At 68.6% G+C, this 17984-nt stretch carries 22 protein-coding genes; 11 read left to right on the top strand and 11 right to left on the bottom strand.

Going from position 1 to position 17984, the window contains the following annotated elements; all coding sequences use genetic code 11:
- The first annotated feature begins 95 nt into the window (after positions 1-95).
- The 5 genes from AB4083_RS12490 (at position 96) to AB4083_RS12470 (ending at position 4407) form a co-directional block, all read left to right on the top strand.
- Entirely contained in the window at positions 96-971 is an 876-nt protein-coding gene (locus AB4083_RS12490) for a CheR family methyltransferase (protein ID WP_441608134.1), read from the top strand.
- Complete coding sequence (cheD, locus tag AB4083_RS12485) at positions 968-1606, top strand: chemoreceptor glutamine deamidase CheD (RefSeq protein WP_441608133.1); 639 nt, start codon at positions 968-970, stop codon at positions 1604-1606. The genes AB4083_RS12490 and cheD overlap by 4 nt, the downstream gene beginning before the upstream one ends.
- Positions 1607-1777: 171 nt before the next feature.
- A complete protein-coding gene (locus AB4083_RS12480; protein WP_441608132.1) occupies positions 1778-2878 on the top strand; it encodes a protein-glutamate methylesterase/protein-glutamine glutaminase in 1101 nt (366 codons plus the stop codon).
- A gap of 13 nt (positions 2879-2891) precedes the next feature.
- The gene (locus AB4083_RS12475; protein WP_441608131.1) at positions 2892-4073 is read left to right on the top strand and encodes a methyl-accepting chemotaxis protein; all 1182 of its coding nucleotides are present in this window, start codon (positions 2892-2894) and stop codon (positions 4071-4073) included.
- Positions 4074-4104: 31 nt separating this feature from the next.
- Positions 4105-4407: an STAS domain-containing protein gene (locus AB4083_RS12470; protein WP_441608130.1), complete on the top strand. Its 303-nt coding sequence runs from the start codon at positions 4105-4107 to the stop codon at positions 4405-4407.
- A 142-nt stretch (positions 4408-4549) separates the two neighbouring features.
- On the opposite strand, the gene AB4083_RS12465 is transcribed toward AB4083_RS12470, so the two are convergent.
- The 4 genes from AB4083_RS12465 to AB4083_RS12450 all read right to left on the bottom strand — a co-directional run bounded on the left by AB4083_RS12465 (position 4550) and on the right by AB4083_RS12450 (position 7593).
- A complete protein-coding gene (locus tag AB4083_RS12465) occupies positions 4550-4909 on the bottom strand; it encodes a hypothetical protein (RefSeq protein ID WP_441608129.1) in 360 nt (119 codons plus the stop codon).
- Between the two features lie 222 nt (positions 4910-5131).
- Positions 5132-5698: an NUDIX hydrolase gene (locus tag AB4083_RS12460; protein ID WP_441608128.1), complete on the bottom strand. Its 567-nt coding sequence runs from the start codon at positions 5696-5698 to the stop codon at positions 5132-5134.
- Positions 5699-5750: 52 nt separating this feature from the next.
- Positions 5751-6722: a DMT family transporter gene (locus AB4083_RS12455; RefSeq protein ID WP_441608127.1), complete on the bottom strand. Its 972-nt coding sequence runs from the start codon at positions 6720-6722 to the stop codon at positions 5751-5753.
- 46 nt (positions 6723-6768) lie between these two features.
- Positions 6769-7593, bottom strand: a complete 825-nt coding sequence (locus AB4083_RS12450) for an AraC family ligand binding domain-containing protein (RefSeq protein WP_441608126.1) — start codon at positions 7591-7593, stop codon at positions 6769-6771.
- A gap of 180 nt (positions 7594-7773) precedes the next feature.
- On the opposite strand from AB4083_RS12450, the gene AB4083_RS12445 reads away from it, so the two are divergent.
- Positions 7774-9282: a catalase gene (locus AB4083_RS12445; RefSeq protein ID WP_441608402.1), complete on the top strand. Its 1509-nt coding sequence runs from the start codon at positions 7774-7776 to the stop codon at positions 9280-9282.
- 92 nt (positions 9283-9374) lie between these two features.
- Positions 9375-9971 carry an ankyrin repeat domain-containing protein gene (locus AB4083_RS12440; protein ID WP_441608125.1) on the top strand — a complete coding sequence of 199 codons (597 nt, stop codon included), beginning with the start codon at positions 9375-9377 and terminating at the stop codon, positions 9969-9971.
- A gap of 89 nt (positions 9972-10060) precedes the next feature.
- On the opposite strand, the gene AB4083_RS12435 is transcribed toward AB4083_RS12440, so the two are convergent.
- The 3 genes from AB4083_RS12435 to cdd all read right to left on the bottom strand — a co-directional run bounded on the left by AB4083_RS12435 (position 10061) and on the right by cdd (position 11995).
- Positions 10061-10948, bottom strand: coding sequence for a 5'-3' exonuclease (locus AB4083_RS12435; protein ID WP_441608124.1), 888 nt, complete (start codon positions 10946-10948; stop codon positions 10061-10063).
- Positions 10945-11514, bottom strand: coding sequence for a nitroreductase family protein (locus AB4083_RS12430; protein ID WP_441608123.1), 570 nt, complete (start codon positions 11512-11514; stop codon positions 10945-10947). The genes AB4083_RS12435 and AB4083_RS12430 overlap by 4 nt, the downstream gene beginning before the upstream one ends.
- 67 nt (positions 11515-11581) lie before the next feature.
- On the bottom strand, positions 11582-11995 hold the full coding sequence (cdd, locus tag AB4083_RS12425) for a cytidine deaminase (protein ID WP_441608122.1): 414 nt from the start codon (positions 11993-11995) through the stop codon (positions 11582-11584).
- A 166-nt stretch (positions 11996-12161) separates the two neighbouring features.
- Here cdd and AB4083_RS12420 point away from each other — a divergent pair, with 166 nt between their 5' ends.
- Positions 12162-13262: an NAD(P) transhydrogenase subunit alpha gene (locus tag AB4083_RS12420; protein WP_441608121.1), complete on the top strand. Its 1101-nt coding sequence runs from the start codon at positions 12162-12164 to the stop codon at positions 13260-13262.
- Between the two features lie 44 nt (positions 13263-13306).
- On the opposite strand, the gene AB4083_RS12415 is transcribed toward AB4083_RS12420, so the two are convergent.
- Genes AB4083_RS12415 through AB4083_RS12405 form a run of 3 tightly spaced genes read right to left on the bottom strand, consistent with a single transcriptional unit; the run spans position 13307 to position 14841 of the window.
- Complete coding sequence (locus AB4083_RS12415; protein ID WP_441608120.1) at positions 13307-13834, bottom strand: DUF3106 domain-containing protein; 528 nt, start codon at positions 13832-13834, stop codon at positions 13307-13309.
- A 3-nt stretch (positions 13835-13837) separates the two neighbouring features.
- Positions 13838-14212, bottom strand: a complete 375-nt coding sequence (locus AB4083_RS12410) for a hypothetical protein (protein WP_441608119.1) — start codon at positions 14210-14212, stop codon at positions 13838-13840.
- Positions 14209-14841, bottom strand: coding sequence for an RNA polymerase sigma factor (locus AB4083_RS12405; RefSeq protein ID WP_441608118.1), 633 nt, complete (start codon positions 14839-14841; stop codon positions 14209-14211). Before AB4083_RS12405 ends, AB4083_RS12410 begins: the two co-directional genes overlap by 4 nt.
- A 93-nt stretch (positions 14842-14934) precedes the next feature.
- Between AB4083_RS12405 and AB4083_RS12400 the strand changes: the two genes are divergently transcribed.
- Together AB4083_RS12400 and AB4083_RS12395 are read left to right on the top strand one after the other, a co-directional pair.
- Positions 14935-15240 (top strand): NAD(P) transhydrogenase subunit alpha, encoded by a 306-nt coding sequence (locus AB4083_RS12400; RefSeq protein WP_441608117.1) that lies wholly within the window; start codon positions 14935-14937, stop codon positions 15238-15240.
- The gene (locus AB4083_RS12395) at positions 15240-16667 is read left to right on the top strand and encodes an NAD(P)(+) transhydrogenase (Re/Si-specific) subunit beta (RefSeq protein WP_441608116.1); all 1428 of its coding nucleotides are present in this window, start codon (positions 15240-15242) and stop codon (positions 16665-16667) included. Before AB4083_RS12400 ends, AB4083_RS12395 begins: the two co-directional genes overlap by 1 nt.
- A 21-nt stretch (positions 16668-16688) precedes the next feature.
- Here the strand turns inward: AB4083_RS12395 and AB4083_RS12390 are convergent, their stop codons facing one another.
- Positions 16689-17120 (bottom strand): hypothetical protein, encoded by a 432-nt coding sequence (locus tag AB4083_RS12390; RefSeq protein ID WP_441608115.1) that lies wholly within the window; start codon positions 17118-17120, stop codon positions 16689-16691.
- Positions 17121-17316: 196 nt separating this feature from the next.
- On the opposite strand from AB4083_RS12390, the gene sufT reads away from it, so the two are divergent.
- Positions 17317-17871: a putative Fe-S cluster assembly protein SufT gene (gene sufT, locus AB4083_RS12385; protein WP_441608114.1), complete on the top strand. Its 555-nt coding sequence runs from the start codon at positions 17317-17319 to the stop codon at positions 17869-17871.
- The last annotated feature ends 113 nt before the right edge of the window (positions 17872-17984 follow it).

Genomic DNA, 17984 nt, shown 5'->3' with positions numbered 1-17984 from the left:
GAAGTAAGGGAAGTCAGTGGCAACACAACGATAAGAGGTGCGTCGTGACAGGTGGCAGGGGGAAGCTTTTCAACACAGGGAAGGAGCGCTGAGCCATGGCCGCGCATCTTTCCGGCGACATCGCCGCGCCCGCCCTGGGCGGCCCCGTGCTGGGCAATCGCGATTTCGATTTCCTGCGCGAGTTCGTGCTCACCCACTGCGGCATCGCATTGAGCGAGCAGAAACGTCAGCTCGTGCAGGGCCGCCTGCTGCGCCGCCTGCGCGCGCTGGGCCTGAAGGAATTCGGCGACTACTGCGAGCTGCTGCGCCGCGACCCGGACGCCGAAATGGGCGACCTGGCCAGCGCGATCAGCACCAATGTCACGTCGTTCTTCCGCGAGTCGCACCACTACGATCTGCTCGAGCAGACCCTGCTGCCCAAGTGGCTGGCCGAGAAACGGCGCAGCGGCGAACGGCTGCGCATCTGGTCGGCCGGTTGTTCCACCGGCGAAGAGCCCTACGCCCTTGCGATGGTGCTGGCGGAGGCGCTGGAGCAGCACGGCGGCGGCGTGGACGCGAAGATCCTCGCCACCGATCTGTCGCCGCAGGCGCTGGCCGGCGCGCGCGAAGGCGTGTATGCGCTGGACAAGCTCGGCGGCGTCAGCGCGGAGCGGCGCCAGCGCTGGTTCCTGCGCGGCGAGGGCAGCTATGCGGGCCTCGCCTGCGTGCATCCGCGCCTGCGCGAGCTGGTGGCGATCCAGCCGCTGAACCTGCTGCACGAGTGGCCGATGAGCGGCGTGTTCGACGCGATCTTCTGCCGCAATGTGGTGATCTATTTCGACAAGCCGACCAAGGAGCGCCTGTTCCGGCGCTACGCCGGCAAGCTGGTGGCCGAGGGCTATCTGTTCCTCGGCCACTCCGAATCCATGCATGGCTTGAACGACGACTTCGCCCTGGTCGGCCGCACCGTCTACCGGAAGAAGCCGGCATGAACGCCCAGACGCGCCCCGCGCAGACCGACGAAGTGCTGCCCGGCTTCGAACACGTGCGCCGCTATTGGGACCCGGCCCAGGCCAGCATGACCGCCAAGGTGCTGCCGGGCGAGTTCTACGTCAGCCGGCAGGAGGAGCTGATCGCCACCGTGCTCGGTTCCTGCGTGTCCGCGTGCATCCGCGACCGCCGCCGCGGCATCGGCGGCATGAACCATTTCATGCTGCCGGAGCCGCTGGGCGAGCGCGACGCCTGGTCGTCCACGGTGGGCCGCGCCGCGCGCTACGGCAACGACGCGATGGAGCAGCTGATCAACGCCATCCTCAAGGCCGGCGGCCGGCGCGAAGACCTGGAAGTGAAGATCTTCGGCGGCGGCCGCGTGCTGACCCAGATGACCGACATCGGCGAACGCAATATCGCCTTCGTGCGCCGCTACCTGGCCGCCGAACGGCTGGACCTGGTGGCCGAGGACGTGGGCGATGTCTACCCGCGCCAGGTGCAGTTCTTCCCGTGCAGTGGCAAGGCCCGCGTGCGCCAGCTGCGCGGCCACCACGCCACCGTGCTGGTGGACGGCGAGCGGAAGTACCTCAAGCGTTTGGCCAACGATCCGATAAAGGGAGAGGTGGAGCTGTTCTGAAGATCGCCAGGGATGAGCAGTGAGGGCGCGCGACCGGCGCTCCGCGCAGCCGCAGGTTTCGCCGGAGACGGCCAGGAACAGGGGCTGTCTGCGCGGTCCGCCACGGCGCCCTCACTGCTCATCCCTCATCCGCAAGACCCGCCACCCTCGCATCACTGAAGAGAAGCCTGCATGTCCCGAGTCCGAGTCCTGGTGATCGACGATTCCGCCCTGGTGCGGAAGCTGCTGACGACCATGCTCTCCTGCGATCCGCTGATCGAAGTGGTGGGCACCGCAGCCGATCCGTTCATCGCGCGCGAAAAGATCAAGCAGCTGGAGCCGGACGTGCTCACGCTGGATGTGGAAATGCCGCGCATGGATGGCCTCACCTTCCTCGAAAACCTGATGCGCCTGCGGCCGATGCCGGTGGTGATGGTGTCCTCGCTGACCCAGCAGGGCGCGGAAGTGACCCTGCGCGCGCTGGAACTGGGCGCGGTGGATTTCTTCACCAAGCCCAGCAGCGACCTGGCCAGCACCTTCGCCGAAGGCGCGCAGGACATCTGCGCCAAGGTGAAGCTGGCCGCGCTGGCGCGCCCGCGCGTGCGCACCGCGGTGCGCAGGCTGGAAGTGGTGCCGCGCCTGTCCGCCGACGCGGTGCTGCCGCGCGCGCAGACCGCGGACAGCCGTGGCGGCAGCCCGATCATCGCGATCGGCGCCTCGACCGGCGGCACCGAAGCGATCCGCGTGGTGCTCGAGGCGATGCCGCCGGACGCGCCGCCGATCGTGATCACCCAGCACATCCCCGCCGCCTTCAGCGGCCCGTTCGCCGCGCGCATGGACCACTGCTCGGCGATGCGCGTGTGCGAGGCGCGCGACGGCCAGCCGATCCAGCCCGGCCACGCGTACATCGCGCCGGGCAGCCAGCACCTGCTGGTGATGTGGGACGGCGCGCGCCACGTCTGCCGCCTGCACGACGGCCCGCCGGTGAACCGGCACAAGCCGAGCGTGGACGTGCTGTTCCGCTCGATGGCCGCCACCGTCGGCCGCACCACCATCGCTGCGCTGCTCACCGGCATGGGCGACGACGGCGCGCGCGGCCTGCTGGAACTGAAGGAAGCCGGCGCCGCCACGGTGGTGCAGGACGAAGCCAGCTCGGTGGTGTGGGGCATGCCCGGCGCCGCCTGGAAGCTGGGCGCGGCGGCCGAGATGCAACCGCTGGAACATATCGCCGCGCGCCTGCTGGAACTGGCGCGCCAACCCGTGGCGAGCGCCGTGCGCGCCGCCACCCGCTGATCTGGACGCTGTCATGTCTGCCATTCCCGCCCCGTCCTTTCCCCGCCTGCCGCTGGGCCTGAGCGTCAGCGCCGTGGCGCTGCTGCTGTGCCTGCTGTGGCAGCCCGCCTGGCTGGCGCCGCTGGCGATCGTCGCCACCGCCGCGGCCTGGATCGTCGAGCAGCGCCGCACGCCGGCGCGGGTGGTGTCGGTGGCGCCGCCGAAGATCGACAACACTCCCGTGCGCGAAGCGCTGGAAGACGTGCGCGAGGCCCTGGTCGACGAGCTCGGCCACGCGGCGCGCGAGCTGCACCAGGCGCTGGACCTGCTGCGCGATGCGGTGTCGGAACTGGGCGGCGGCTTCGACGGCCTGTCGCACAAGACCGGCCAGCAGCAGTCGCTGCTCAAGCAGATCATCGACGGGCAGAAGGACGGCGTGTCCGTGCAGGACTTCGCCGCGCGCACCAGCGACCTGCTGGAGCACTTCGTCGGCCTGATCGTGCAGCTCTCGCGCGACAGCCTGCGCATCGTCTACCGCATCGACGGCATGGCCAAGGAAATGGACGCGGTGTTCGGCCTGCTGAAGAACGTCAACACCATCGCCGAGGAAACCAACCTGCTGGCGCTGAACGCTTCGATCGAAGCGGCGCGCGCGGGCGAAGCCGGCCGCGGCTTCGCGGTGGTGGCCGGCGAGATCCGCAACCTGGCCAGCAATTCCAACCAGTTCAACGAGCAGATCGGCAGCCACGTGGAGCGCGCGCGGATCGCGATGGAGCAACTGCGCGGCCTGGTCGGCGCGATGGCCTCGCAGGACCTCAACATGGCGCTGTCCACCAAGGGCGGCATCGACGCCATGCTGGCCCACGTCACCGAGAGCGATGCGCGCACCAGCCAGGTCGCCGACCAGGTGGTCGAGATCAACCGCGGCCTGGGCAGCGACGTGTCCACCACCATCCGCTCGCTGCAGTTCGAGGACATCCTCAGCCAGCTGATCAACCAGACCCGCACGCGCCTGGTCGAACTGCAGGAAGTGACCGCCGAATGCACCCGCGATATCGAGGAGCTGGCCTGCACCGACGTGGAAGCCAGCGCGCTGGCCGAGCACGCGCAGCGCGTGCGCGCGCGCCTGTCGATGCAGCGCGAGAAGGCCCGCCTGCGTTCGCGCGGCCCGGCGCTGCAGAACTCGATGGACGCGGGCGAAATCGAACTGTTCTGAGCTTAAGCAGACTTATCAGGGAAACATGGCCATGAGCCTGACCATCCATCACGACACCGAGCAAGACTGCCTCACCCTGCAACTGGGCGAGCGCTTCGACTTCACCGTGCACCGCGATTTCCACGACGCCTGCCTGGGCAGCCGTGCCGCGCGCAGCTATGTGATCGATCTGGGCGAGGTGAACCGCATGGACAGCTCCGCGCTGGGCATGCTGCTGCTGCTGCGCGAACACGCCGGCGGCGAGCGCTCGGAGATCCGCATCGTCAACGCCGGCAGCGAGCTGCGCGGGACGCTGCGGGTGGCGGGGTTCGACAAGTTGTTCGTCTTGCACTGAACGGGTAAGTGCGTTGGGCAAGCGGGGCGGTCTCTGCCGGGGACCGCCTCTTTTTTTGGCGGGTCTTGCGTACGCGCAAAAAGAAGGCCCCTTGCGGGGCCTCAAAGAAAAGCAAAGGTTTCGGTGGGTACTTGGGTCCGCGTTACCAGGTCTTCACTTCGGAGACGCTGACGGTGTAGTCCTGCATATCCGACTCGTAGCGGAACAGCCGGCCAAGGTCGAAGCTCACCGACTGGCCCGGGCCGATATTGGCGGTACCTGCCGGCCAGCCCTGCTTGCTCTGCAGGATCTTGCCGCCGGAGTCCTTCGCTTCGATGCGGATCTGGGCCGCGGCGGGCGAGGTGCAGTGATTGGTCAGCTGGCCGGCCAGGCTGAGGCGCATGCCGGCGCCCGAACCGGAGGGCTTCATCTTGAAGTCGGAGATCGCGAAATCGGTGGCGGCGCAGGCCGCGTGCGAAGCGACGGGGGCCAGCAGCAGGGCGACGACGAGCAGGGTTTTCATGGGCAGGTCCGATCGATGGGAAATCGTTGGTAAGGAACGACGTCCTAGAGATCGGCCGGGCCGATAGAAACTTTAGGGCAGCGCCTGAAGGTGTGCCCTTCTCCCTCCGGGAGAAGGTGGCGGCAGCCGGATGAGGGTACGGCCGGAGCAGTGCACATCACTCTTGCGCTTCGCCCGTACCCTCACCCCAACCCCTCTCCCGGAAGGAGAGGGGCTTCAATCTCAAGCTTCCGGGCGGCCGTGTTCGATGAACCACAGCCCCGCAAACAGCTTCGGATCGACCGAATAGCCCTCGGCCGCACGCGCGAACAGCCAGGCGCCGGCTTCGCGGCGGGGCACTTCGTGGACCACGATGTTCTCGCTCTCGTCGCCGCCGCCGGGGCCGACCTTCTTGAGGTCCCAGGCGCGCACGAAGGCGATCATCTCGGTGCTCATGCCAGAGGAGGACGGGCCCTCGTGCACGAATTCCACCTGGGCGCAGCGGTAGCCGGTTTCTTCTTCCAGCTCGCGCTGGGCGGCGATCAGCGCGCTTTCGTCGTGGTGGCCGGCTTCGTCGCCGATCAGGCCGGCGGGCATCTCGATGGTGTGCTTGAGGATGGCCACGCGGTACTGCTCGACGAACAGCACCTTGTCCTCCGGTGTCACCGCCAGGATGATCACCGCGCCGGCGGGGTTGTTGCGCTCGGCGTATTCCCAGCGGCCGCGCTTGCGCAGGCTCAGCCAGCGGCCCTCGTACAGCGTTTCCACCGGGGCCTGGGCGTCGTGGGGAAGGCGATCGGTCGCGTGCATGGGGAGCCTGGTGTGCAAGGGAATCCCGCATGGTGCCGCCCCCGCATGACGGCTACAACCGCTCGGTCTCCAGGCGTTCCACCGGCACCGGCTTGACCTGCGTGGCCCACGCCACGCCCGCCACCAGCAGGCCGATGCCCAGCAGGGTCTGCGCGCCGGGCGGGGTGCCGCGCAGCACGAACGCATAGCTCAGCGCCGCCAGCGTCTCGAACACGATCAGCTGGCCGGCCAGCGCGGTGGGCAGGCGCTGGCTGGCTTCGTTCCAGCACAGCGTGCCCAGCCAGGACGCGAACAGGCCGATCGCCGCCATCAGCGCGATGAACACCAGCGGCCGCGGCCCGAACGGCAGCGGGAAAGCACTGCCGCTCACGCCCATCACCAGCCACAGCAGCGCATAGCCGCTGAGCGCCAGCGGCAACGTGGCCAGGCCCTGCGCGGTGGCCCAGGTGCGCGGGCTGCGGCCGGGGTGGTGGCGCAGCCAGTCGGCGTTGCGCAGCGGATACCAGGTCCAGCAGGCGACGGCGCCGAAGGCGAGCAGGGCGCCGCTGGCATAGCGGCTCAGGTCCGCGCCGGACTGCGCTTGCATGGCCGCCAGCTCGGCCCGGTTGACGCAGGCGATGCCGGCGCCGATCAGCAGCAGCGATGGCGCCAGCCGCGCCCATGGCAGGCGGCCGTCGCGGCGCGCATTGCGCAGGTTGGCGCTGACCGCGATCACCACCGGCAAGCTGCCGATGATCATGGTCGGCAAGGGTGCGCCCGCGCGCTGGATCGCGCTGGCCAGGCACAGGTAATAGAGCAGGTTGCCCACCGCGGCGAGCTTGAGCGCTTCGACCCAGTCGGCGCGGGAAAGCTGGCGCAGCGCGGCGCGGTCCAGCCAGGCCAGCGGCAGCGCGATCAGGCCGAAGGCGAGATAGCGCCCGACCGATTGCAGCGCGGCCGGGTATTCCGGCACCAGCAGCGGGCCGACGAAGACCAGGCCCCACATCAGGCCGGCGACGAGTGCGTAGAGGGTTCCAGTCCACATGGGCACAGCTTGCCGCCGGCGCGGGCGGCGGTCTTGTACGAGATTGCTACCGCTGCAGCTGGCGCTGGTAGCGCGCCGGCGTGACGCCGTAGCGGCGCGCGAAGGCGCGGGTGAGGTGGGCCTGGTCGGCCAGGCCGGTGGCGGCGGCGACCTGGGCCGGCGCTTCGCCGGCGCTGAGGCGGCGCTTGGCCGCGGACAGGCGCAAGGCCATCAGCATCTGCTGCGGCGTGGCGTGGTGGCGGGCCTGGAACTGGCGCAGGAAATGGAACGGGCTGAGGCCGGCGACGGTGGCCAGTTCCTCCAGGGTGAGGCGTTCGGCCAGGTGTTCGCGCAGGTAGTCGAGCACGGGTTCGAAGCGCGACAGCGCTTCCGCACGCTTCGGTTGCGGCGTGCGTGCATGGCGGCGGAACTCCTGCAGCAGCTGCAGCATCAGGCTGTCGAAGGCCAAGGGCTCGCGTGCCTGCCACAAGGCATCGAGCAGCATGGTGATGCGCCGCGCGCCGGCCGCATCGGCACGCACCGCGTCGTCGAACCACCAGCCCGCTTCGCCGGTGATCCGGTCCACCGCGGATTGCTCGACGTAGAGCATGCGGTAGTGCCAGCCGCCCTCGGTTTCGGCGCGGCCGGTGTGCAGCTCGTCGGGATTCATCATCACCAGCGAATCCGGTGGCGCCAGATGTTCGGCGCCGCGATAGCGGAAGCGTTCCACGCCGGATTCGATCGCGCCCAGGCCGTAGCCGTCGTGCACGTGCGGCTCGAACGCGTGCCGCACGATATGCGCGCGATACAGCTCGATCCCCGCCCGATGCGCGGGGCAGCGGAACTCCGCGGCATCGCGGAGGTGCTCGAATGCGTGAGGGACGCCTTGCACGTGGATCCAGGGCCTGGGGTCAGCGGGATTTAGATATATACGCTCTATCGATTCGTTAGGAAATATCGAATGGGCATATCGTTGAAGCTTGCGTACTCTCAGTCGCGAGAGCCGGCAGTGGGAGAGCGCTGCCAACCCCAAGGATAAGAACACATGCATCTTCACCGCTACGCACGCCCCGTGGGCGCGTCGCTGCTGGGCCTTGCTTTGCTGGTGGCCAACAGCCACGCCCAGAACGCGCTGACCCGCGAGAACGGCGCCCCGGTCGGCGACAACCAGAACTCGCAGACCGCCGGTCCGGCCGGTCCCGCGCTGCTGCAGGACGCGCAACTCATCGAGAAGCTGCAGCACTTCGGCCGCGAGCGCATTCCCGAGCGCGTGGTGCATGCGCGCGGCACCGGCGTGCATGGGCAGTTCGTTTCCGCCGGCGATTTCAGCGCACTGACTTCGGCTGGGCTGTTCGCCGCCGCCGGCAAGACCACGCCGGTGTTCGTGCGCTTCTCGACGGTGATCCATCCCTCCGGCTCGCCGGAAACGCTGCGCGATCCGCGCGGCTTCGCCACCAAGTTCTATACCGAGCAGGGCAACTGGGATCTGGTGGGTAACAACCTGCCGGTGTTCTTTATCCGCGATGCGATCAAGTTCCCGGACATGGTGCATTCGCTCAAGCCCTCGCCGGTGACCAACCGGCAGGACCCGAACCGCTACTTCGATTTCTTCTCGCACGTGCCCGAAGCCACCCACATGCTGACCTGGGTGTACACCGACAACGGCACGCCGGCCTCGTACCGCAGCATGGACGGCTTCGGCGTGCACGCCTTCAAGTTCGTCAATGCGCAGGGCGAAGTGCATTACGTCAAGTTCCACTGGAAGAGCCGGCAGGGCATCAAGAACCTGACCGGGAAGGAAGCCGAGGCGGTGCAGGGCAAGGACTTCAATAACCTGACGCACGACCTGTACGACGCCATCGCGGCGAAGAACTACCCCGCATGGGATCTGTATGTGCAGGTGTTGAAGCCGGAGCAATTGGCCAGTTTCGCCTTCGATCCGCAGGACGCCACCAAGGTCTGGCCGAACGTGCCCGAGACGAAGCTCGGCACCATGACGCTGGACCGCGTGCCCGCCAACTTCTTCCAGGAAACCGAGCAGGCCGCGTTCGCGCCGGTGCGCATGGTGCCGGGCATCGAGGCCTCGGAGGACCGCCTGCTGCAAGGCCGCTTGTTCTCGTATGCCGACACGCAGACCTACCGCCTGGGCGTGAACAACCAGCAGTTGCCGATCAACCGTCCGCGCGTACCGGTGCATGCGTATCACCAGGACGGCACGATGAATGCCGGCGCCACCGATTCGGACGTCAACTACCAGCCGAGCGAAACGGCCGGTGCCTATGCCGACGATGCGCGCTACAAGGCCAGCCAATTGCCCTTGGCCGGCACCACGCAGCAGCAGCGGATCGCCCGCACGATGAACTTCGAGCAGGCCGGCGAGCTGTATCGCAGCTTGTCGCCGCAGCAGAAGACCAACCTCATCGCCAACCTCGCGGGTGATCTCGGACAAGTGAAGGACACCCGCGTGCGCGACACCATGCTCAGCTATTTCTACAAGGCCGACGCTGACTACGGCAGCCGCATCAGCAAGGCCGTCGGCGCCAGGCCCGAACAGATCGAACGCCTCGCGCGAGCACTGTAAGCACTCTCGCTTGCAGTGGCCGCCGGCCCGGGAGTACCGCTCTCAGCTCCCGGGCCGCGCGGCACCTTTTGTCACTTCCCAGGAGATGCGCGATGAAGCGCCTGATGCTGGCTTCGTGCCTGCTGCTTGCCGCCTGCGGCTCATCGGCGCCGCCACCCGCTGCGCTGGCCGTCACGCCGGAGGCCGCGCGCCGCGCGGAAGCCGAAGCGGAACTGAAAACCTATTTCTTCGAAGCGGCGCGCCAGGGCGACGTGGTGCTGCTGCGCGAGTACGTGAAGTCGGGCTTCCCGGTCGACGTGCGCACGCCGCAGGGTTATACGGCCTTGATCCTCGCTGCATATCACGGCCAGGAAACGGCCGTGCGTGAACTGATCGCGCTCGGCGCCGACGCCTGCGCGCGCGACAACCGCGGCAGCACCGCGACGATGGGCGCGGCGTTCAAGGGCGAGCTGACGGTGGCCAAGCTGCTGCTGGATCAGTCCTGCGCCAAGGCGGACGACCGCAACAGCGATGGGCAGACGGCGGCGATGTATGCGGCGCTGTCGGGCAATGCGCGGCTGCTCGAGTTGTTGCGCGAGCGTGGTGCGAATTTCGCGATGAAGGATGCGCAGGGCCGCACGGCGGCTTCGATTGCGCACGAGCAAGGTGCGGATGATGTCGCGCGATCGATCGAACGCGCCGCGCACTGACGTAGGTTGGGGTGAGCCGCAGGCGAACCCCAACATCGCCACCATCGCGCGCCCCGCATCGTTGGGGTTCGCCTGCGGCTCACCCCAACCTACGCGAGCGCTTTGAGGCGTTGCCGGGTCAGCGGGCCGAAGCGCAGGCGTTCGCCCAGCTCATCCAGCAGGGCCGCGTTGCCGCCGTTCCACGCCAGCGCATCCGCCGCCATCGACACCGGCGCATCCAGTGCGATGCGGGTAAGGCGCCGATACAGCAGTGCGGCGTCCTTGTGCTCGCGCAGCTTCTGCGCGCAGCTGGCCGCGCCGCGGATGCGCAGGAACGGCACTTCGTCCACGCGTTCCAGCAGCGCATCGAGGCTGCCGAAGTGCGCGAGCAGGGCGGCGGCGGTCTTGGCGCCGACGCCCGGCACGCCGGGGATGTTGTCGACCGCATCGCCGCACAGCGCGAGGTAGTCGGCCACCTGGTGCGGATGCACGCCCAGCCGCTCGTGTACCCCGGCCGGGCCCCAGCGCAGGTTGCGCGCGTAGTCCCATTGCTCGTCGTGTTCGCCGAGCAGCTGGCCGAAGTCCTTGTCGGCCGAGACGATCACGCTGCGCAAGCCGTGTGCGCGCAGGCTCCACAGCGAGCTGCCGATCAGGTCGTCGGCTTCGTAGCTGTGGTCGATCAGGGTGACCAGGCCCAGTGCCAGGGAGATCTCGCGGCACAGCACGAACTGGCGTTCCAGGTCCGGCGGCGGCAGTTCGCGGTTGGCCTTGTAGGCCGGATAGATCGCGTTGCGGAACGAGGTGGTGAGCGAGGCGTCGAACGCCACCGCGATGTGCTCCGGCCTGGTGCGTTCCAGCAGCTCGCACAGGAAGCGGGTGAAGCCGTGCACGGCGTTGACCGGGTTGCCTTCGGTGTCGGTGAATTCGTCCGGCATGGAATGCCAGGCGCGGAACACGTACAGGCTGCCGTCGACCAGATGGGCGGTGGGGGTGCTCATGCCTGCCACGCGCTGAGTACATCGTCGAGCGCGGGGCGGTCGCGATCCGGCACCTCCAGTTGCGACGTGCCCAGATGCACGAAGCCGGTGACGTGTTCGTGCGCGGCCAGGCCGAGCATGCGGGCCACCTGTTCGTCGTAGGCGGCCCAGCCGGTCAGCCATTGCGCGCCGAGGCCGAGCTGCGCGGCGCCCAGCAGCAAGTTGTAGGCGACGCAGCCGGCGCTGAGGCGCTGCTCGATCTCGGGCACCTTGCTGCCGGCATCCAGGCGCGCGACCACCACGATCACCAGCGGCGCGTAGGTGTAGCGGCGGCGTTCCTTCTCGCGCTTGGAGTCGGGCAGGTTCGGATCGTGCGCCTCGGCCAGTGCGGCCAGGCGTTCGCCGAAGCGCAGCTTGTCTTCGCCGCGCAGCAGGATCAGGCGGAACGGCACCAGCTTGCCGTGGTCCGGCACGCGGATCGCTGCCTCCAGCAAGGCGCGCAGGGTGGCCGCGTCGGGCGCCGGTTCGCCCAGCTGGGCGGATGGCACGGAATGGCGGTGCAGCAGCGGCTGGAGCGGGGAGGACATGCGGGAATCCTGCAAAAGCAAAGCGTCCATGCTAACCGCCGCTGGTCCAGGAGGCGACTCGCGTTCGCTACGCGGTCAGCGGTAGCCGGAACGAGCCGGGCAGCAGCGCCTTCACCGTGGTTTCCTGCAGCTTGCCGTGCAGGTTGGCCAGCAGCACGGGCATGGCTTCGTCGCACAGCTCGGACATCACCTGGCGGCAGGCGCCGCAGGGGCTGATCGGGCCTTCGGTGTCGCCGATCACGGCGAGGCGGACGAAATCACCCGGCTTGCAGCCGGCGGCGATCGCGGTGAACAGCGCGGTGCGCTCGGCGCAGTTGCACAGGCCGTAGGCAGCGTTTTCGACATTGCAGCCGAGAAAATGGCGGCCATCGCGCGTGAGCAGCGCGGCGCCAACCAGGAAGCGCGAATAGGGAGCGTAGGCTTGCTCGCGCGCGCTGCGGGCGAGTTCGACCAGGGCATCGGTCACGGGTTGCACGGACATCGGGATCTCCGGATGGGACCCCCGCGGCAAGCCGGCGCACGGGCGCCGGTGGGCCGGCGGTGGGCCAGTCTGCGCCATCCGGCGGCCGAGGGGCAAGCGCCCGGGTCCGCGCCACCTGCGAGGCCGCTCGCGTAAGATGCCCAGACCTTTCCGCCGGGGATGCACGATGCCGATCACCGTGGCCGCATTGCGAGAGACCGCTGCCGGCGAACGCCGCGTGGCGATCACGCCCGAAGTGGCGAAGAAGCTGCGCGGCAAGGGCGTGCGCGTCCTGCTGGAGCGCGATGCCGGCGCGACGGCCGGGTTCCCCGATACCAGCTATGCGGACGTCGAGTTCGCCGATGCCGCCAGCGTGCTGGCCCAGGCCGACCTGCTGGCCTGCGTGCTGCCGCCGGACGATGCGCTGTGGAGCGGCCTGCGCGAAGGCACGCTGGTGGTCGGCCAGTTGCGGCCGTATGGCGCGGCCTCGCGCGTGGCCGCCTTGAGTGCGCGCAAGCTGACCTCGTTCGCGCTGGAGCTGTTGCCGCGCACCACGCGTGCGCAGGCGATGGACGTGCTGAGTTCGCAGGCGGCGGTGGCCGGTTACCGCGCCATGCTGATCGCGGCCGAAGCGGCGCCGAAATTCTTTCCGATGCTCACCACCGCGGCCGGCACCATCCGTCCCTCGCGCGTGCTGGTGATCGGCGCCGGCGTGGCCGGCCTGCAGGCGATCGCCACCGCGCGCCGCCTGGGTGCGCAGATCGAAGGCTATGACGTGCGCCCCGAAACGCGCGAACAGGTGGAATCGCTGGGTGCGAAGTTCCTCGACCTCGGCGTGAGCGCCGCCGGCAGCGGCGGTTATGCGCGCGAACTCTCGGCGGAGGAACGCGCCGCACAGCAGCAGGCACTGGCCGAGCATTTGAAAGTGATCGACGTGATCGTCACCACCGCGGCGGTGCCCGGCCGTCCGGCGCCGAAGATCCTCACGGCCGCGATGGTGCAGGGCATGAAGCCCGGCGCGCTGATCGTCGACCTCGCTGCCGAAGGCGGCGGCAATTGCGAACTGACCCGTCCCGGCGAACGCGTGGAGCAGGGCGGCGTGGTGGTGCTGGGCCCGCTCAACCTGCCGGCAGGTGCGCCGCTGCATGCGTCGGAGATGTACGCGCGCAACGTGTACAACTTCGTCGAGCTGCTGCTGAAGGACGGTGCGTTGGCGCCGGACTTCGGCGACGAGCTGGTGGCGAAGAGCTGCGTGACGCAGGCGGGCGAGGTGCGCTTCAACGCCTGACGCAGGTTGGGGTGATAACCCCGACATCAACCTGCGCGGTTTCCTCAGTGCTTGGGCCCGCGCGGCGGCCCGAAGCCGCCCATCGGCCGCGGCATGCCCGGCGGTGGCGGGCGGTGCTGCGGGATGCCGTGTTCCTGGCGGAACTGGTGCATCAGCTGCTGGCGCTGTTCCTGCGGCAGCTGCTGGTAGCGCTTGAAGGCGTCGTGCACCTGGGCGCGCTGGCCGGGGCTGAGCTGTTCGAACTTGCGCATGTTCTCGCGCGCCTGGTCGCGCTGCTGCGGCGTCATCTGCTGCCATTGCTCGATGCGCTGGCGGATTTCCTGGCGCTTGTCCGGCGGCAGGGTGCTCCACTGGTGCACGCGGTCGAGCATGCGCGCCTGGCGTTCCGGCGGGGTGCTGCTCCACTCATTGCGCAGCGGGCCGAGCATCTCGCGCTCGGAGGGCGACAGGCTGTCCCACGAACGCGGGGCAGGCGGCGGAGGCGGACCCTGCTGCGCCCAGGCGGGCGCGGCCAGGCTGCCGAGCAGCAGTGCGACAAGGAACAGCAGCGAAGCGAGACGGCCTGGACGCATGGATCAGCGGCTCGCCTGGCTGGCGTCGTTGGTGGCCAGCCAATCGTAGAAGTCCAGATTCTGCATCAGCGACGGGTCGGTATTGCTCAGGTCCGGCGGCAGGTCGCCATCGGCTTCGACCGTCTGCGCGGCACCCGGCGCCTGCACCTGCACGGTCTCGTTCGGCGAGAACACCATCAGCGCGGCCACCGCGATCGCGGCGAAGGCGCCGGCCGGCACCAGCATGCGGGCAAAACGCGCGTGCACCGGCGCCGCCGCGGCGGCCAGCGCCTCGCGGCGGGCGGCACGCAGCTTGCCAGCGGTGGCCGGATCGATCTGCCGGCTTGCCTCGCGGTAGAGCGCGCGGGCGCGGCGTTCCAGGTTGTCGGGCGCATTCATCGCCAGTCCTCCAATTGGTCGCGCAGGTTGTGCATGGCACGCGACAGATGGGTTTTCACGCTTCCTTCGGAGCAGCCCATGGCCTGGGCCGTCTCCGCCACGTCCAATCCTTCCAGCACGCGCAGCATGAAAGCTTCGCGTTGGCGCCGCGGCAGCTTGTGCACCGCGGCGGCCATGTCCGTATAGGACTGCGCATCCTGCAGCCGGTCCAGCGGACCGGGGCCGTTATCAGCCGGTTCCCAGGCGGGCAGTTCGTCGCCGTCGTCGTCGCGGCCGCCGCCGAGCCAGCCGACCACGATCGAGCGCACCTTGCGCCGGCGCTGCAGGTCGACGATGCGGCGGCGCAGGATGCCCCAGAACAGCGGGGTCCATTCCTGCGCGGGCTTGTCGCGATAGTTGCGGACCAGGCGCAGCATCGCGTCCTGCACTGCGTCCATGGCGTCCTCGCGGTGGCCCAGGCTCATCTCGGCCAGGCGGAACGCGCGGCGTTCGACCTGGGCCAGGAAGGCGTCCAGCGAGGTCGGGACCGCCTGGACGTCATTCGCCAGCAGTTCCGCTTCGAGCGTGGAGACGGCGCTGTTCACGGCGCTGTCGTCCGGTTCGTCGGGTCGGACATCTGCAGACTCCATCGGTTCGACTCCCCGCCTCAACGCGGCACGCTCGCACGGGTTGACCCGCGACCGTATGATGCGCTGACAACCGCAGGCTGGCAGGGAGGGGTCATGATCGACGGGTTCCTGGCGCTTTACATCTTCATGCTGGCCGCATTCACCGGCTACGAGATCATCGCGAGAGTGCCGGTGATCCTGCACACCCCGCTGATGTCCGGTTCAAATTTCGTGCACGGCATTGTGCTGGTTGGCGCCATGGTCGCGCTAGGGCATGCGCAGACATCGTTTGAACTTGCGATCGGCTTTCTCGGCGTGCTGCTGGGCGCCGGCAACGCCGCGGGCGGCTACGTGGTGACCGAGCGCATGCTGGAGATGTTCAAGACCAGCAAGTCCGCCGGCGGCAAGGAGAGCAAGTGATGGCCTGGCTGCCGACCCTGATCAAGGCCTGTTATTTCCTGGCCGCGCTGCTGTTCATCCTGGGCCTCAAGCGCATGAGTTCGCCGCGCACCGCGCGCGGCGGCATCGTGTGGGCGGGCGTGGGCATGCTGGTGGCGGTGCTGGCCACCTTCGCCCTGCCGGACTTGCACAACCGCACGCTGATCCTGGTGGCAGTGCTGCTGGGCGTGTCGGCCGCGTGGTGGTCGGGCCGGCGCGTGGCGATGACGGCGATGCCGCAGATGGTGGCGCTGTACAACGGCATGGGCGGCGGCGCGGCAGCGGCGATCGGCGCGGTCGAGCTGATCGGCTACGCCAGCCGCAGCATCGCCCTGCTGGATGGCGGCCGCTTCAGCGCCGACGGCGCCGCGCCGGATCCGGCGCAGTTGGTGCTGGCAGTGCTGGGCGCGCTGATCGGCGCGGTGAGTTTTTCCGGTTCGCTGATCGCTTTCGCCAAGCTGCAGGGCTGGCTGGACCGTCGCTTCGTGTTCCCCGGCCAGCGCACGGTGAACATGCTGATGCTGGCTGCCGCGGTGGCGCTCGGCGTGGCGCTGGCCTGCGGGCAATTGAATTTCGGGCTGATCGCGGCGTTCTTCGTGCTGGCCCTGTTGTTCGGCCTGATGATGACCTTGCCGATCGGCGGCGCCGACATGCCGGTGGTGATCTCGCTCTACAACGCCTTTACCGGCCTGGCGGTGGCGTTCGAAGGCTTCGTGCTGCAGAACGAGGCGATGATCATCGCCGGCACCGTGGTCGGCGCGGCGGGCACCTTGCTCACCCAGCTGATGGCCAGGGCGATGAACCGCTCGCTGGGCAACGTGCTGTTCGGCAGCTTCGGCGCGGCCGGCGGCCCGGCGCAGGCGATCGACGGCGCGCAGAAGCCCATCGAGGCCGCCGATGCGGCGGTGATGATGGCCTACGCCGAGCGCGTGGTGATCGTGCCCGGCTACGGCATGGCCGTGGCGCAGGCGCAGCACAAGGTGTGGGAGTTCGCGCAGCTGCTGATCGCGCGCGGGGTGAAGGTGAAGTTCGCCATCCATCCGGTGGCGGGCCGCATGCCCGGGCATATGAACGTGCTGCTGGCCGAGGCCGGCGTGCCGTACGACCTGATCGCCGACATGGACGACATCAACCCGGAATTCCCGGCCACCGATGTGGCCCTGGTGATCGGCGCCAACGACGTGGTCAACCCGCTGGCCAAGACCGACCCGGCCTCGCCGATCTACGGCATGCCGATCCTGGACGTGTCCAACGCGCGGCAGGTGATCGTGGTCAAGCGCGGCAAGGGCACCGGCTTTGCGGGCATCGAGAACGCGCTGTTCTACGCCGACAACGCCCGCATGCTGTATGGCGACGGCCAGGCCGCGGCGGGCCAGTTAGTGGCGGAGCTGAAGACGCTGGACACCTGAGTCCGGTTTGCCGGCCTGGGCTCAGGCCCGCTTCGGCACCGTGCGCCAGGCCACCCAGGCCGACAGCGCGACGCCGAGCGCGAACCAGACCAGGTCGGTCGCGGCCAGGTTCAGCCGCACCAGGTCCATCAGCAGTCCGAAACCGGCTGTCCTGATCGCGTCGACCAGGCCCAGCCCCATCAGCCCGGCCACCCGCGCGGCGGCGGTAAGCAGGCAGACGTAGCCACAGGCCAGCAGGGTGGCCAGGGCGGCCAGCACGGCGGCGCCGCGCGGCTCGGGGCGCACCCAGCCGCGGATCAGGCTGCCCAGCAGCCAGCCGATCAGCAGGGCCAGCCACGGCATCACGTGCGAGAAGAACAGGGTGGGCAGCATCCATACGGCGCCGAAGGCCAGGCCCAGCATCACCGCGCTGACCAGGGCGAACACAGCGGAAAACAGCGCGCGTGCGCTCATGAGGGGCGGTGACCGGTAAGCGGGGCTGGCACGTGCGGCTCTTCCCTGAGGGTGAAAGCGCCGGATCATAGCGCGGCCGCATCTTGAGATCGGCCCCCGCCGGCCTGATCTGGGTCAGCGGACGGCATAATAGGCAGCTTGGCCCGGCCTCGAGCCTGGGCTTTCGACATTTTCGGAATGGTTTTTCAGGATCGGCATGAGCGGTTTCAGTCTTAGCAGCGAACCTTTCACCCTGGAGCGCGATTGCGACGCCGTGATGGTGCCGCAGGGAGAAACGGTCACCCTGCCGGCCGGGCAGATCGGCTACATCACCCAGGCGCTGGGCGGCAGCTTCACCGTGTACGTGGAGGGCAACCTGTTCCGCGTCGCCGGCAAGGACGCGGACGCGCTGGGCAAGGAGCCGCCGCCGCCGATCGAACTGCCCGACGACGCCACCGACGCCGACGTGGAGAAACTGGTGTGGCAGCAACTGCGCACCGTGTTCGACCCGGAGATCCCGGTGAACGTGGTCGAGCTGGGCCTGGTCTACGACGTCAGCCTCGATGCCGTCGAGGGCGGCCGCAAGGTCTACGTGAAGATGACCCTGACCGCCCCCGGCTGCGGCATGGGCGACATCCTGATCGACGACGCGCGCACCAAGCTGGAGTTGATCCCCACGGTGCAGGAAGCCGACGTGGACCTGGTGTTCGACCCGCCGTGGAATCATTCGATGATGTCGGAGATCGCCAAGCTGGAAACCGGCATGCTTTGAGCCTTGGCTTTGATGCATTGCGCTAGGAAAAACACCTAGGAAAAAAGCGCCCCTTGCGGCGCTTTTTTTGTGGTTCGCGACACGTTCCGGGTGCTGATTTCCTGCCTTTGGAA

This window comes from Dyella sp. 2RAB6 (assembly GCF_052115385.1).
GTDB lineage: Bacteria > Pseudomonadota > Gammaproteobacteria > Xanthomonadales > Rhodanobacteraceae > Dyella_D.
Note: the sequence above shows the minus strand (reverse complement) of the source record. Positions and strands in the feature narration are given on the sequence as shown.

Coding starts and splice junctions, on each gene's coding strand:
- AB4083_RS12490 (WP_441608134.1), top strand. CDS start 96: ATGGCCGCGCATCTTTCCGGCGACATCGCCGCGCCCGCCCTGGGCGGC.
- cheD (WP_441608133.1), top strand. CDS start 968: ATGAACGCCCAGACGCGCCCCGCGCAGACCGACGAAGTGCTGCCCGGC.
- AB4083_RS12480 (WP_441608132.1), top strand. CDS start 1,778: ATGTCCCGAGTCCGAGTCCTGGTGATCGACGATTCCGCCCTGGTGCGG.
- AB4083_RS12475 (WP_441608131.1), top strand. CDS start 2,892: ATGTCTGCCATTCCCGCCCCGTCCTTTCCCCGCCTGCCGCTGGGCCTG.
- AB4083_RS12470 (WP_441608130.1), top strand. CDS start 4,105: ATGAGCCTGACCATCCATCACGACACCGAGCAAGACTGCCTCACCCTG.
- AB4083_RS12465 (WP_441608129.1), bottom strand. CDS start 4,909: ATGAAAACCCTGCTCGTCGTCGCCCTGCTGCTGGCCCCCGTCGCTTCG.
- AB4083_RS12460 (WP_441608128.1), bottom strand. CDS start 5,698: ATGCACGCGACCGATCGCCTTCCCCACGACGCCCAGGCCCCGGTGGAA.
- AB4083_RS12455 (WP_441608127.1), bottom strand. CDS start 6,722: ATGTGGACTGGAACCCTCTACGCACTCGTCGCCGGCCTGATGTGGGGC.
- AB4083_RS12440 (WP_441608125.1), top strand. CDS start 9,375: ATGAAGCGCCTGATGCTGGCTTCGTGCCTGCTGCTTGCCGCCTGCGGC.
- AB4083_RS12435 (WP_441608124.1), bottom strand. CDS start 10,948: ATGAGCACCCCCACCGCCCATCTGGTCGACGGCAGCCTGTACGTGTTC.
- AB4083_RS12430 (WP_441608123.1), bottom strand. CDS start 11,514: ATGTCCTCCCCGCTCCAGCCGCTGCTGCACCGCCATTCCGTGCCATCC.
- cdd (WP_441608122.1), bottom strand. CDS start 11,995: ATGTCCGTGCAACCCGTGACCGATGCCCTGGTCGAACTCGCCCGCAGC.
- AB4083_RS12420 (WP_441608121.1), top strand. CDS start 12,162: ATGCCGATCACCGTGGCCGCATTGCGAGAGACCGCTGCCGGCGAACGC.
- AB4083_RS12415 (WP_441608120.1), bottom strand. CDS start 13,834: ATGCGTCCAGGCCGTCTCGCTTCGCTGCTGTTCCTTGTCGCACTGCTG.
- AB4083_RS12410 (WP_441608119.1), bottom strand. CDS start 14,212: ATGAATGCGCCCGACAACCTGGAACGCCGCGCCCGCGCGCTCTACCGC.
- AB4083_RS12405 (WP_441608118.1), bottom strand. CDS start 14,841: ATGGAGTCTGCAGATGTCCGACCCGACGAACCGGACGACAGCGCCGTG.
- AB4083_RS12400 (WP_441608117.1), top strand. CDS start 14,935: ATGATCGACGGGTTCCTGGCGCTTTACATCTTCATGCTGGCCGCATTC.
- AB4083_RS12395 (WP_441608116.1), top strand. CDS start 15,240: ATGGCCTGGCTGCCGACCCTGATCAAGGCCTGTTATTTCCTGGCCGCG.
- AB4083_RS12390 (WP_441608115.1), bottom strand. CDS start 17,120: ATGAGCGCACGCGCGCTGTTTTCCGCTGTGTTCGCCCTGGTCAGCGCG.
- sufT (WP_441608114.1), top strand. CDS start 17,317: ATGAGCGGTTTCAGTCTTAGCAGCGAACCTTTCACCCTGGAGCGCGAT.